The sequence below is a fragment of the Arthrobacter sp. HS15c genome (genome assembly GCF_040812005.1).
Classification (GTDB): domain Bacteria; phylum Actinomycetota; class Actinomycetes; order Actinomycetales; family Micrococcaceae; genus Arthrobacter.
Genome location: NZ_JBFOHM010000012.1, coordinates 157,689 through 170,229, shown reverse-complemented (window position 1 = coordinate 170,229; position 12,541 = coordinate 157,689). Strand labels below are relative to the sequence as shown.

General features: G+C 66.7%; 12 protein-coding genes. 2 read left to right on the top strand and 10 right to left on the bottom strand.

Annotation, left to right across the window (positions count from 1 at the left end):
- Positions 1-48: 48 nt before the first annotated feature.
- The 5 genes from ABV518_RS19750 to ABV518_RS19730 form a co-directional block, all read right to left on the bottom strand.
- Positions 49-207, bottom strand: coding sequence for a hypothetical protein (locus ABV518_RS19750; protein ID WP_165478273.1), 159 nt, complete (start codon positions 205-207; stop codon positions 49-51).
- The gene (gene hisH / locus ABV518_RS19745) at positions 208-942 is read right to left on the bottom strand and encodes an imidazole glycerol phosphate synthase subunit HisH (RefSeq protein WP_131132442.1); all 735 of its coding nucleotides are present in this window, start codon (positions 940-942) and stop codon (positions 208-210) included. It lies immediately after the preceding gene.
- Positions 939-1,565, bottom strand: a complete 627-nt coding sequence (hisB, locus tag ABV518_RS19740) for an imidazoleglycerol-phosphate dehydratase HisB (RefSeq protein WP_131132443.1) — start codon at positions 1,563-1,565, stop codon at positions 939-941. The genes hisH and hisB overlap by 4 nt, the downstream gene beginning before the upstream one ends.
- A gap of 62 nt (positions 1,566-1,627) precedes the next feature.
- A complete protein-coding gene (locus tag ABV518_RS19735) occupies positions 1,628-2,746 on the bottom strand; it encodes a histidinol-phosphate transaminase (RefSeq protein WP_367770517.1) in 1,119 nt (372 codons plus the stop codon).
- Between the two features lie 73 nt (positions 2,747-2,819).
- Positions 2,820-3,230 (bottom strand): LysM peptidoglycan-binding domain-containing protein, encoded by a 411-nt coding sequence (locus ABV518_RS19730; protein WP_367770514.1) that lies wholly within the window; start codon positions 3,228-3,230, stop codon positions 2,820-2,822.
- A gap of 333 nt (positions 3,231-3,563) precedes the next feature.
- On the opposite strand from ABV518_RS19730, the gene lexA reads away from it, so the two are divergent.
- A complete protein-coding gene (gene lexA, locus ABV518_RS19725; protein WP_367770511.1) occupies positions 3,564-4,313 on the top strand; it encodes a transcriptional repressor LexA in 750 nt (249 codons plus the stop codon).
- Positions 4,314-4,390: 77 nt separating this feature from the next.
- On the opposite strand, the gene ABV518_RS19720 is transcribed toward lexA, so the two are convergent.
- On the bottom strand, positions 4,391-6,448 hold the full coding sequence (locus ABV518_RS19720) for an ATP-dependent DNA helicase (RefSeq protein ID WP_367770509.1): 2,058 nt from the start codon (positions 6,446-6,448) through the stop codon (positions 4,391-4,393).
- Positions 6,441-8,009 (bottom strand): GTPase HflX, encoded by a 1,569-nt coding sequence (gene hflX, locus ABV518_RS19715; protein ID WP_367770507.1) that lies wholly within the window; start codon positions 8,007-8,009, stop codon positions 6,441-6,443. The genes ABV518_RS19720 and hflX overlap by 8 nt, the downstream gene beginning before the upstream one ends.
- 427 nt (positions 8,010-8,436) lie before the next feature.
- Here hflX and ABV518_RS19710 point away from each other — a divergent pair, with 427 nt between their 5' ends.
- Positions 8,437-9,051 carry a class I SAM-dependent methyltransferase gene (locus ABV518_RS19710; protein ID WP_367770504.1) on the top strand — a complete coding sequence of 205 codons (615 nt, stop codon included), beginning with the start codon at positions 8,437-8,439 and terminating at the stop codon, positions 9,049-9,051.
- On the opposite strand, the gene dapF is transcribed toward ABV518_RS19710, so the two are convergent.
- From dapF to miaB, 3 genes are all read right to left on the bottom strand, one after another.
- On the bottom strand, positions 9,032-9,976 hold the full coding sequence (gene dapF, locus ABV518_RS19705; RefSeq protein WP_367770501.1) for a diaminopimelate epimerase: 945 nt from the start codon (positions 9,974-9,976) through the stop codon (positions 9,032-9,034). The two genes, ABV518_RS19710 and dapF, sit on opposite strands and share 20 nt — an antisense overlap.
- Before the next feature lie 65 nt (positions 9,977-10,041).
- Positions 10,042-10,938, bottom strand: coding sequence for a tRNA (adenosine(37)-N6)-dimethylallyltransferase MiaA (gene miaA, locus ABV518_RS19700; protein WP_367770498.1), 897 nt, complete (start codon positions 10,936-10,938; stop codon positions 10,042-10,044).
- A gap of 3 nt (positions 10,939-10,941) precedes the next feature.
- Positions 10,942-12,489: a tRNA (N6-isopentenyl adenosine(37)-C2)-methylthiotransferase MiaB gene (gene miaB, locus ABV518_RS19695; protein WP_367770495.1), complete on the bottom strand. Its 1,548-nt coding sequence runs from the start codon at positions 12,487-12,489 to the stop codon at positions 10,942-10,944.
- Between the last annotated feature and the right edge of the window lie 52 nt (positions 12,490-12,541).

Sequence of the window (12,541 nt, the reverse complement as noted above, 5' to 3'; positions counted from 1 at the left end):
ATCCTCAGGTAGTTGTACGGCTGGTTGGGGCGGGAGCGCCGGTGCGGGCTAACTTCCGGAAAAGGTCAGGAGGGAGGCAGCCAGCAGCGACATGCCGGCCAGGACGTAGAAGCCTATTTGGGTCCAGAGCGGCCGTTGCTGCTGCCGGAAGGACAGGGCGCCGCCCACCAGGAGGCCGGCGAGCCCCATCAGGACAATTGACCACATCTAGGCGTTGCCGTCCGCGGCCGCCGGCTTCCGCAGGGCATCCACCCAGTTGCGGAGCAGCCGGGCTCCGGCGTCGCCGGACTTTTCCGGGTGGAACTGGGTGGCGCAGAGCGGGCCGTTCTCCACGGCGGCGATGAACGGCGCACCGTGCTCTGACCAGGTGACCAGGGGCGGAGCCATCCTCGGCTGCACGACGTCGAAATTCCATTCCTGGACGCCGTAGGAGTGCACAAAGTAGAACCGCTGGTCCTCGACGCCCTCGAACAGCTTGGACCCTTCCGGGACCTTGACCGTGTTCCAGCCCATGTGCGGCACGACCTCGGCCGGGAGGAGCTCCACCTTGCCCGGCCACTCCCCCATGCCTTCAGCCTCGGTGCCGTGTTCCACGCCGGCCTCGAACAGGACCTGGAGTCCGACGCAGATGCCCAACACGGGGCGCCCGCCGGCGACGCGCCGGCCGATGAGGCGGATGCCGTCCACGGCCTTGAGTTCGCGCATCACCGTTTCGAACGCTCCCACGCCCGGCACGACCAGGCCGTCGGCGTTCAGGACATCCTCTGGCTTGGAGCTGAGGATGACCTCGGCGCCTGCCCGTTCAAGGGCACGTACCGCGGAACGGACGTTCCCGGAGCCGTAGTCGAGCACGGTGACCGTGGGCTTGCCCTCCGGCGACTCCGGCTTCTTCAGGGCGGCAGGGTCGATCACGGCGCCGTCGCGCAGGATCTGGCCGCTCACAGGGCACCCTTGGTGGACGGAATTCCTTCAACGCGCGGGTCCGGCTCAACGGCAGCACGCAGTGCGCGGGCGAATGCCTTGAACTGTGCCTCGACGATGTGGTGCGGATCCCGGCCGGCGATGACGTTCATGTGCAGGCAGATGCCTGCGTGCAGCGTGATGGCCTCAAAGACGTGCCGCGTCAGCGACCCGGTGAAGTGGCCGCCGATGAGGTGGTATTCCTGCCCGGCGGGCTCGCCGCCGTGGACCAGGTAGGGCCGGCCTGAGACGTCCACCACCGCGTGGGCCAGTGCTTCGTCCAGCGGCACGGTCGCTTCGCCGAAGCGGCGGATGCCGGCCTTGTTGCCGAGGGCCGTCCGCAGGACTTCGCCGAAGGTGATGGCAACGTCCTCCACGGTGTGGTGGACATCGATGTGGGTATCACCGGTGGCCTTCACCGTCATGTCAATGAGCGAGTGCTTGCACAGCGCCGTGAGCATGTGGTCATAGAACGGGACGGAGGTGTCGATGTTTGAGACACCGGTACCGTCGAGGTTGATCTCCACGAGCACCGACGATTCGCTGGTGGCACGCTCCATGCGTGCGGTGCGGGTCGCGGCAGTGCTGGATCCGGTGGAACTCATGGTCATATGTCCTTTGCGGAGAAGGAGGAATTCCCGCGCGCGCGGCGCGGCTATGGTCAAGTTTAGGCGGGCAGCTTTGGCTGGCTGGCCAGGATGGTTTCCAGGGCAGTGAGGAAGGCCGTGGTTTCAGTCTCAGTGCCGGCGGTGACCCGCAGGTGGCCCGGGATGCCGACGTCCCTGATCAGCACGCCGGCGTCCAGCAGTTGCTGCCAGACGTCGTGGGGCCGGTCCAGTCCGCCGAAGAAGACGAAGTTGGAGTCCGACGCGGCGGGCGTGAGGCCCAGGCGGGTCAGTTCGGAAACGATCCGGTCGCGCTGGACCTTGATGTCCTCGACGTCCGCCATCAGGGCCTCGCGGTGCTGCAGGGCGGCCAGGGCGGTGGCCTGGGTGACGGCGGACAAGTGGTACGGGAGCCGGACCAGCCGCAGGGCGTCCGCGACCTCGGGGGCGGCGGCCATGTAGCCCAGCCGGGCGCCGGCCAGGGCAAACGCCTTGCTCATGGTCCGGGTGACAATGAGGCGTTCCCGGCCCGGCAGGAGCGTCAGGGCGCTGGGTGTGCCGTCGTGGGCAAACTCATGGTAGGCCTCGTCCACGATCACGATGGTCTGGCTGGCTTCGCCGGCGGTGTACACGGCTTCCACCACATCCAGGCCCAGCCCTGTTCCGGTGGGGTTGTTGGGTGAGCTGAGGAAGACAACGTTGGGCTGGAGCTCCTTGACCTGGCGGCCTGCCGACTCGGCGCTGAGTCCGTAGTCTGCTTCGCGCTGCCCAGCAATGTATTCGGTGTCCGTGCCGCTGGCCAGTAGGGGGTACATGGAATACGTGGGAGGGAAGCCAAGAGCCGTCCGGCCCGGCCCGCCGAAGGCCTGGAGGATCTGCTGCAGCACCTCGTTGGAACCGTTGGCTGCCCAGATGTTCGTCACGTCCAGTCCGTGGCCAAGGAACTCCGCCAGCGCCTCGCGAAGCTCTGTGAACTCCCGGTCCGGGTAGCGGTTCAGGCCCGCTGCGGCCTCGGTGACCGCCGCGCTGATGGCCGCCCGAACGTCCGCGGGAACACCATGGGTGTTTTCGTTGACGTTCAGCAGAACGGGAACATCGAGCTGCGGAGCCCCGTACGGGGACAGGCCACGAAGGTTGGTCCGGAGGGGAAGGCGGTTCAGACGCTCTAGCTGGTCATTCACCTGAACAGTTTAGTGCCGAAGCGCGGACCCCGAAAATGTGACGGTTCCCGACTGCCATTCACAACCTGCAGGGCTACTTGGCAGGCACAAACAGCTGCTGGCCGGGCAGCACGGTCCCGGCCGTGAGGTTGTTGAGCTGGACGATGTCCGCGATCACATCCCGGGGATCCCGCTCCGGCGACACCGCCGCCGCGATCCCCCAGAGCGACTGACCGGGCTGCACAGTTACCGAGACAGTCGGCGTGAGCGAGAGGTCCGCGGCGGAGTCGGCGGCCTTGGCGGGTGCGTTAAGGAATCCCGCGAGCAGGAAGAGCAGCGCCGCGATCAGGACCAGGGGAATGCCGATCAGGACCACCCGGCCGCGCCGCGTCAGGCGCAGAGGAGGCAGCGATTCCTTGCGGGCCCGGAACTCTGGCACTGCCGTGAGGTGCTGGACCGAGACGAACTGCGGACCGGAGTCCTGCGATGCTGAAAAAGCTGACATGAAATGAGCCCTCCTGGACCATGCTGTGCTGCCCGGAGTGTCCTTTCCGCCTGCCTGCCTCGGCGGACAGGCCCTGCCTCTTCGAATATTCGAATACCACAGGAAGCGAATAGAACACATGTTCGAACTTTGCTTCTTCTGTTTTAGCACTTATCAACGAACATTGTCGAGACTCGCTAGAACAAATGTTTGAAAAAGGGTTGTGGCTGGCCTACGTTTGGATCAAAGATCAACCACCTCTGTAGTTGATCAGCAGGGTCTGACAATCAATGCCGGAGGCTCCCGGCACCCGCGGCCAGGAGGCACCGGGGCAACGGAAAGGCATTGGCAAACATGGCAGCAGCAGCCGCGGGCGGCAGGGCGACCCAGCGGGGTCAGCAGCCCCAGAGGACTCCCAAAGGGCTGACTGCCCGGCAAAAGAAGATCCTGGAAACCATCCAGCGTTCGGTCAATGACAACGGGTATCCCCCGTCCATGCGTGAAATCGGTGACACAGTGGGCCTGGCCAGCCTGTCCAGCGTGACCCATCAGCTCTCGCAGCTGGAGAAGCTGGGTTACCTTCGCCGCGATCCCAAGCGGCCGCGGGCCATGGAGGTCCTGATGCCGCTGACGCTGGACGGCGGGACTGCCAAGGCGACAGGTTCAGCCGCGCCGGCTGCCCTGCGCGGCATCAGTGGGGGCAAAGTGACTGAGCTGCCCACGGCCATGGACACCGCCATGGTCCCGCTGGTGGGCCGGATCGCGGCCGGCGGGCCCATCCTCGCGGATCAGGTCGTGGAGGACGTGATGCCGCTCCCCCGTCAGCTGGTGGGGCAGGGCGAGCTCTTTATGCTCAAGGTGGCCGGAGACTCCATGGTGGACGCGGCAATCTGCGATGGCGACTGGGTGGTGGTGCGGCGCCAGGCTGACGCCGTCAACGGTGACATCGTTGCGGCCCTCCTGGACGACGAAGCGACCGTCAAAACGTTCCGCCAGCGGGACGGCCACACGTGGCTCCTGCCGCAGAACACCCAATACGAACCCATCCTTGGCGACCACGCCACCATCATGGGCAAGGTTGTTTCGGTCCTGCGCTCACTCTAGGAACCGCCAGTTACAGCAAAACAGATCAGCTGGGCCCGCCCCTCGAGGGGCGGGCCCAGCTGATCTTCGCAGTTAACTCAGGTGTGTTCCTTGGACAGCCGCTCCAGGGCAGCGAACGCGATTTTCCGGTCCGTGGTGGGCCAGAAGGGCGGCAGGGCGGCGCGAAGGAACCCGGCGTAGCGCTCCGTGGCAAGCCGTGAATCGAGCACCGCCACCACGCCCTTGTCACCCGTGGACCTGATCAGCCGGCCGGCGCCCTGTGCCAGCCGGATGGCGGCGTGGGTGGCGGAGACCGACATAAAGCCGTTGCCGCCGGCCTGGGCCACGGCCCGGGAGCGGGCGGTCATGAGGGGATCGTCCGGCCGCGGGAACGGAATACGGTCAATCACCACCAGGCGGCACGAGCCGCCGGGCACGTCCACGCCCTGCCACAACGACATGGTTCCGAAGAGGCAGGTGTCGGGCTCGTCGGCGAACTGCTTGACCAGGGCGGTCATGGTGGAGTCGCCCTGGCAGAGGATGCTCAGTCCAAGCCGCGGCCGCAGGGCTTCGGCTGCCTCTTCTGCGGCGCGGCGCGAGGAGAACAGGCACAGCGCACCCCCTCCGGAAGCCCTGATCAGGGCCTCGAGTTCTTCCAGCGCCTCCGGCGACACACCCCGGCCGGGCTTGGGGAGGTGGCCGGCAACGTACAGGATCCCTTGCTTCGGGTAGTCAAAGGGGGAACCGACATCAATGCCGGTCCAGCTCGGGGCGCCCTGGCCCACGAGTCCCAGGCCGCCGGCGGCCGGCTCAAACGCCGAGCCGATGGCGAGGGTGGCCGAAGTCAGCACCACAGTGTGGCCTTCGAAGAGGCCCTCGCGCAGCCTTCCTGCGACGCTGAGCGGCGCGATGTTGACCAGCGCCGGCGAGGAGTCGTCGGGCTGCGCGTAGCCCTGCTGCGGATCGAAGGTGCTGGCGCGGGAGAACCACACCACCTCGCGGTTTTCACGGGCCGCGATGAGCCGTTCGCAGAGTTCGAGGATAAGCATCAGGCGGGAGCGGGCGAGCTGCCGCCCGCCGTCGGCTGTTTGGCTGCTGTCCCCCTTCGAATCGGAAAGGGCCGCCCGGCAGGCGTCACGCAGCTGGTCCATGCAGTCCAGCTGTTCGTCATTGAGTCCGTTGGGAAGGAGCCCGTTGGGCACCCCGGCGAGGGCGAGTTCCAGGTTCGCAGCGGCAGCGTTGAGGGCGTCGACCGTGATGGCTGTGTGCTTCCGCGCGCCAGAGGCGGCGGCATGGACCATGGCGACGGACAGCTGCCCGGATACGGCCCCGGTCACCCGGTCCTGGAGTTCGTGGGCCTCGTCCACCACCACAACGTCGTATTCGGGCAGGACGGCCAGGCCCTCGAAGGCACTGACGGCGAGCATGGCATGGTTGGTGACCACAACGTCGGCGTCCGCCGCGTCCTGGCGGGCCAGCTCGCTGAAGCATTCGGCCGCCATTGGGCATTTCTGTGCCCCGAGGCATTCCATCGAGGTGACGGAGACCTGGCGCCAGGCCCGGTCCGTGACACCGGGAAGGAGTTCATCGCGGTCGCCGGTGGCCGTTTTTTGCGCCCATTCGCGCAGGCGCACCACTTCCTTGCCCAGCTGCGAGGACGGTCCCCCCAGCGCGGCGGCGAAGTGCGGCACGCTGGTGTCCTCGCCAAGGGAAAACAGCTGCCCTTCGGAAGGCTCCTCGGAAGGGAATCCGCCTTCAAGCTTGTGCCGGCACACGTAATTGGAGCGGCCTTTGACCAGCGCCACTTTGACGGGGCGGTCCAGGGCCGGGGTGATGGTTTTGAGCAGGCGTGGCAGGTCCCGGCCCACGATCTGCGTCTGCAGGGCGAGGGTGGCGGTGGATACCAGGGTGGGTTTGTTGCTCACGAGTGAATGCGCAATGAGCGGGATCAGGTACGCCAGCGACTTTCCGGTTCCGGTGCCGGCCTGGACCAGGAGGTGGTCGCCGGTTTCGATGGCCCGGGCCACCTGCCTGGCCATCTCGTGCTGTCCGCTGCGGCTTTGCCCGCCCATCCCGGCCACGGCACGGTCGAGCAGTTCAATGACGAACTGCTCGCCGGCCGTACCCGAGGACTCACTTGCCACTGTTTCAGTCATTGCTGACGAATGATTCCAGTTCCGCCGCGAGGCCTTCCCGGACCATCACCACGGCCCGCGTTCCGTCCTCGCCATGGTCAAGGCTCAGGATTTCGGCGTCAGTGTTGTGCAGCTTGCTGATCACGTCGCCGCGGTTGTACGGGATGAGGAGCTCCAGCTTGACGCTGGGCCGCGGGATGGAGCTGCTGATTTCGCGCAGCAGCTCGGCGATCCCCTCACCGGTCCGGGCCGATACCACCACGTGGCGGGGCTCGCGCTGCTTGAGGCGTTCGACCACAAACGGATCCGCGGCGTCTGCCTTGTTCAGGACGATGATTTCCTGCACCTTGCGGGCATCCACTTCGCTGAACACCTTGCGGACTGCGGCGATCTGTCCTTCGGGGTCCGGGTGCGAGACATCCACCACGTGGAGGATGAGGTCGGCGTCCGCCACTTCCTCCAGGGTGGAGCGGAATGCCTCCACGAGCTGGGTGGGAAGGGAGCGGACAAAGCCCACGGTGTCAGCCAGGGTGTAGCCCAGGCCATCCGCGGTCTCCGCCTTGCGCACGGTGGGGTCCAGGGTGGCGAACAGGGCGTTCTCCACGAGCACGCCGGCATCCGTCAGCCGGTTCAGCAGCGACGATTTCCCGGCGTTCGTGTACCCGGCGATGGCAACGGACGGCACGGAATTACGACGGCGGTTGGCCCGCTTCGTTTCCCGCGCGGGCTTCATCGCGGCGATTTCGCGCCGCAGCTTGGCCATGCGCGTCCGGATCCGGCGGCGGTCCAGTTCGATCTTCGTCTCACCGGGACCACGGGAACCCATACCGGCGCCGGCGCCGCCCACCTGGCCACCGGCCTGGCGGGACATGGACTCGCCCCAGCCGCGCAGGCGCGGCAGGAGGTATTCGAGCTGGGCCAGTTCCACCTGGGCCTTACCTTCGCGGCTTTTGGCGTGCTGGGCGAAGATGTCCAGGATCAGGGCAGTACGGTCGATGACCTTGACCTTGACGATGTCCTCCAGGCCGCGCCGCTGGGAAGGCGCCAGCTCGGCGTCCACCACCACGGTGTCCGCACCGGTGGACATCACGATTTCCTTGAGCTCCAGGGCTTTGCCGGACCCGAGGAACGTGCCGGGGTCCGGTTTTGCCCGGCGCTGCACCATGCCGTCCAGGACTTCCGAACCGGCAGTCTCCGCCAGGGCGGCGAGCTCGCGCAATGAGTTTTCGGCGTCGGCGAGCGTTCCTTCGGCCCAGAGGCCGGCAAGCACCACGCGTTCCAGGCGCAGCTGCCGGTATTCGACTTCGGTGACGTCCTCGAGTTCCGTGGACAGGCCGGCGGTTCGACGGAGCGCCCTGCGCTCTTCAAGGTCCTGCTGGTCGCCGTCGTAGGAGCTGTGCTCTTCGTCGAGGCGGGAAATTGCCTGGGCTTTGCCGAACACCGCCCTGCCGTCGCCTTCAGCGGCGGCGCCTCGCTTTGCCGGAACATCCTTGGAGAGAATCCGGTCGATGACAGCTTGGATTTCCTCCGGGCTCATATCCTGGGCTGCTGGATCGGATCCGGTGTTGGGCTGGCTGGTCATGGTCTCCTTTGAAGATTCGGCATTTCCAGAATAGTGCCGATTGCTGGTGAGTGGGGACGTATTCGCGCTGGGCTGACGGCTGGCGGTCATCCTGGCTCCGGTCTGCTGCGCGCGCCGTGCAAGGCGGTGGCGCGCAACGTAGATCCACATCCATCGCTGGCGTGGAAAGGGTAAAGCGCCGGCAACGACTGGAGAGGCACAGCGGGAGGGCTGGCTTCGAGTATTGCCCGGCGGTCGGACCAGGCGCCAAAGGCCTGGTCGATGACGCATCTGCGGAAGGTGAAAACCTGCATCGCTGCGGGACGTGGCTGCGGGACGGGTTCAACCCGTGCCGGCTACTCGAAGATCAGGAACATGCCTCCCAGATTAGCAGACCCGGTCCGGCGCGGTTTCCCTTACGCTTCAGGGCCAACTAATCTGGCCAGTTATGGAGTCTGCACACTATTTCAGCGCATCGCCCGCAGGGCCGTTCACCCGCAAGCCGCTCACGGTGGACCTGGCCGGGGAGACGCGGAAACTGCAGACGTCCGGCGGCATTTTCAGCCCTGACGGAATCGACAAGGGTACTGCCGTGCTGTTGGCTGAGGTCCCCGCGCCGGCGCAGTCAGGGAACCTGCTGGATATCGGCTGCGGCTGGGGTCCCATCGCGATCACCATGGCTTTGCATTCGCCCGACGCGAAGGTCTACGCCGTGGACGTCAACGAACGCTGCATCACACTGACGAACGAAAACGCGGCTTCGCTCGGCCTGCGAAACGTTACTGCCAGCACGCCGGATGAGGTGGACCCGGAACTGCGTTTCGACACCATCTGGTCCAACCCGCCCATCCGGATCGGCAAGGACGAACTCCACTCGCTGCTGAAGCTGTGGATTCCGCGGCTGGCACCGGGCGGCTCCGCATGGCTGGTAGTCCAGAAAAACCTCGGTTCCGACTCCCTGCAGCGCTGGCTGTCCCAGGAGCTGGACGGCTCGTTCACGGTCACCCGGGAAGCGACGGCCAAAGCCTTCAGGATCCTGCGGGTCAGGAAAGCGTCCCGCTAGCTACAATCACCGCCGGGCCGCTGAGCTCGACGTGCTCGTGCCCGCCGGCTCCGGCAAAGAACTTGACGCCGACGACGCCGCCGGGCACCTTGACGTTCCAGGCGTCAGGCGCCCCGGCCCCGGCCCAGTGCCTGATGGCGACGGCGGCAGCGCAGGCGCCCGTGCCGCACGACTGGGTCTCGCCGACGCCGCGTTCGTGGACCCGCATGGTCACCGTGCCCACGCCGTCATGCACCAGCGGCTCTGAGGGGACCACAAACTCGACGTTGGTTCCGTTGGCCGGGGTGGGATCCACATGCGGCGCGGTGAACAGGCGGGTGGCTTCCAGCTCGGAAAGCTCCGCGAGGGCCACTACGGTGTGCGGGTTGCCCATGCTGACGGAGAGGGCAGGGCGCGGCACTTCCAGTCCGTCGGCCGTGACCAGGGAGTCCATCGCTTTGGCGGAGGCTTCCCCGGGGAAAATGAACTCCCAGGGGCCCATGTCGACGGCGTAGTCCTCGCCGGTGCGGACGACGGTTTTGATGCCGCCGCGGGTTCCGATGGTGAGGGCGCCGCCGTCGGGCAGGTCTACCAGGCCCTCGGCCCGGAGGAAGTGGACAAACACGCGGACGCCGTTGCCGCACATTTCGGAAAGGGAGCCGTCCCCGTTGCGGTAGTCCATAAACCACTCCGCCTCCGGGGTTGCACCCAGCAGTTCCCGGCCCTCGGGCAGGAAGCGCGACGGTACGGCACGGATGAGTCCGTCCCCGCCGATGCCGCGGTGCCTGTCGCACAGTGCGGCAACCTGGTCGGGGCCGATGGTGTGGACGCCGTCAGGATCGGCGATCAGGACAAAATCGTTGCCTGTGCCGTGCCCTTTCGAGAAGCGGAGACCGCCCAGGGTGGAGATGGCGGGCTCGAGGGTCTCTGCGGGGGTAGCGTCCATGTTCCAAGGTTACCGGCCATGTGGGGGGCATCAGAAACCCGCGGGACCGGTGCACAGGTGCCGCTTCAGCTGCAGAGCGTGAGCGCGTGCGCTGTCAGTTCGGGGTCCTTCCAGTCCAGCCAGCTGATCCGGGGATCGGCACGGAACCAGGTGAGCTGCCGCCTGGCGAACTGCCGCGTGGCCACGATGGTCTCTTCGGCAGCCTCCTCAACGGTGGCGCCGCCGTCGAGGACCCTCAGGAACTGGGAGTAGCCCAACGCCCGCGGGGCGGTCTTGCCGTGGCGCAGGCCTGCCTTGTCCAGCCGGCGGACCTCCTCGAGCAGCCCATTGCCCACCATGGTGTGGACGCGCTGGGCGAGCCGTTCGCGGAGCTCGTCCCGGTCCACGGCCAGGCCGATCTGGATGGCCGGCTGGAAATACTCCCGCCGGGGCATGAAGGAGCTGAACGGCCGGCCGGTGAGCTGGTGGACTTCCAGTGCCCTGATGATCCGGCGGGCATCCGAGACCCGTGCCGCCGACACGGGGTCAACGGCCTGCAGCCGCGCCAGGAGCGGTCCGGTGCCTTCCGCTGCGTGCTCTGCTTCCAGCCCGGCGCGCAGGGCCGGGTCGGTTCCGGGGAATTCCAGGACATCCAACGCTGCCCGGACGTACAGCCCGGACCCGCCGGCCAGGATGGCCCGCTTACCGCGTGCGTGGATGCCGGCAATGATGTCGCGGGCCTGCTGCTGGAAGTCCGAGACGCTCGCTTCCTGGGTGACGTCCAGGGTGTCCAGCAGGTGGTGCGGCACTCCCCTGCGTTCAGCCAGGGTGACCTTGGCCGTCCCGATGTCCATGCCGCGGTAGAACTGCATGGCGTCGGCATTGATCACTTCCCCGTCCAAGGCAAGGGCGAGGCTGACGGCGAGATCGGACTTACCCGACCCGGTGGGGCCAACGACCGCGATGACCGGAAGGTTGGCCACCGGTCAGGCGCTGCGGACCGGCAGCGACGGCATGCCCAGCGAAACGCCGGAGCGGCCGGCTGCATTCTTCGCCGCGCCTGGCGCCGGCGCCCCACACGAGTCCGCCTGGGACCTGTCCCAGGCGTCGCCGGCGCGGGAACGACGGAGGCTGTAGTCCTCCGCCGTGGGGTCGGCCACCAGGTGGAACGCTGCGGCTTCGGTGATGGTGACCGTCACGAGGTCGCCGGGACGGGGTGCGGGTGCTCCCGCGGGAACGGAGAAGTGCACCAGCCGCTGGTCCTGGGAGCGTCCGGACAGCCGGTGGGTTTCGCCTGCCTTGCGCCCTGATTGGGCGGTGACCATGACCTCGACGCGGCGGCCCAGCTGTTTGGCGTTTTCCTCGGCAGCGATCCTGTCCTGGAGGGCGGTCAGCCTTTCGAAGCGCTCCTGGACCACGGCCTTGGGCAGCTGGTCCGGAAGGTCGGCAGCAGGGGTGCCAGGCCGCTTGGAGTACTGGAACGTGAACGCGGTGGCGAAGCGGGACTTTTCCACCACATCCAGGGTGGCCTGGAAGTCTTCTTCGGTTTCGCCGGGGAAGCCCACAATGATGTCGGTGGAGATGGCCGCGTGCGGGATCCTGTCCCGGACTTTGTCCAGGATGCCGAGGAACTTGGTGGAACGGTACGACCGCTTCATGTCGCGGAGGACTTTATCCGAGCCGGACTGCAGCGGCATGTGCAGCTGTGGCATGACGTTGGGCGTTTCGGCCATGGCCTCGATGACGTCATCGGTAAAGGCCGCCGGGTGCGGGCTCGTGAAGCGGACCCGTTCCAGGCCTTCGATTTCACCGCAGGCTCGCAGGAGCTTGGAAAAGGCCTGGCGGTCCCCGAATTCGACCCCGTAGGAGTTGACGTTTTGGCCGAGCAGGGTGACTTCGATGGCGCCGTCGTCCACGAGGGCCTGGATTTCGGCCAGGATGTCACCCGGGCGGCGGTCCTTCTCCTTGCCGCGAAGGGCGGGAACGATGCAGAAAGTGCACGTGTTGTTGCAGCCGACGGAGATGGACACCCAGCCGGAATACACCGAGTCCCTTTTGGTAGGCAACGTGGAGGGGAAGACATCCAGCGATTCGAGGATCTCCAGCTGGGCTTCGTTGTTGTGACGTGCCCGGTCCAGCAGCGCCGGAAGCGCACCCACGTTGTGGGTTCCGAAGACGGCGTCCACCCACGGCGCCTTCTTGAGGATGGTTTCGCGGTCCTTCTGTGCGAGGCACCCGCCGACGGCGATCTGCATGCCCGGGTTGGCGGCCTTCACCGGCGCCAGCATGCCCAGGTTGCCGTACAACTTGTTGTCAGCGTTTTCCCTGACAGCGCAGGTGTTGAACACCACGACGTCCGCGTGGTCCCCGGCGGCCGGTACGTACCCGGCGTCCTCGAGCATGCCTGCCATCCGCTCGGAATCGTGCACGTTCATCTGGCAGCCGAACGTGCGCACCTGATAGGTACGGGGCGGCGCGGCAGGGTCGGCTGAAGGGGCGATACCGGATGCGGGGGAAGGAATGGTCAAACTCACCTGTTAAGGGTACCGGTTCGGCGGAAATCGACGCGTCGGCGGGGATGTCCTG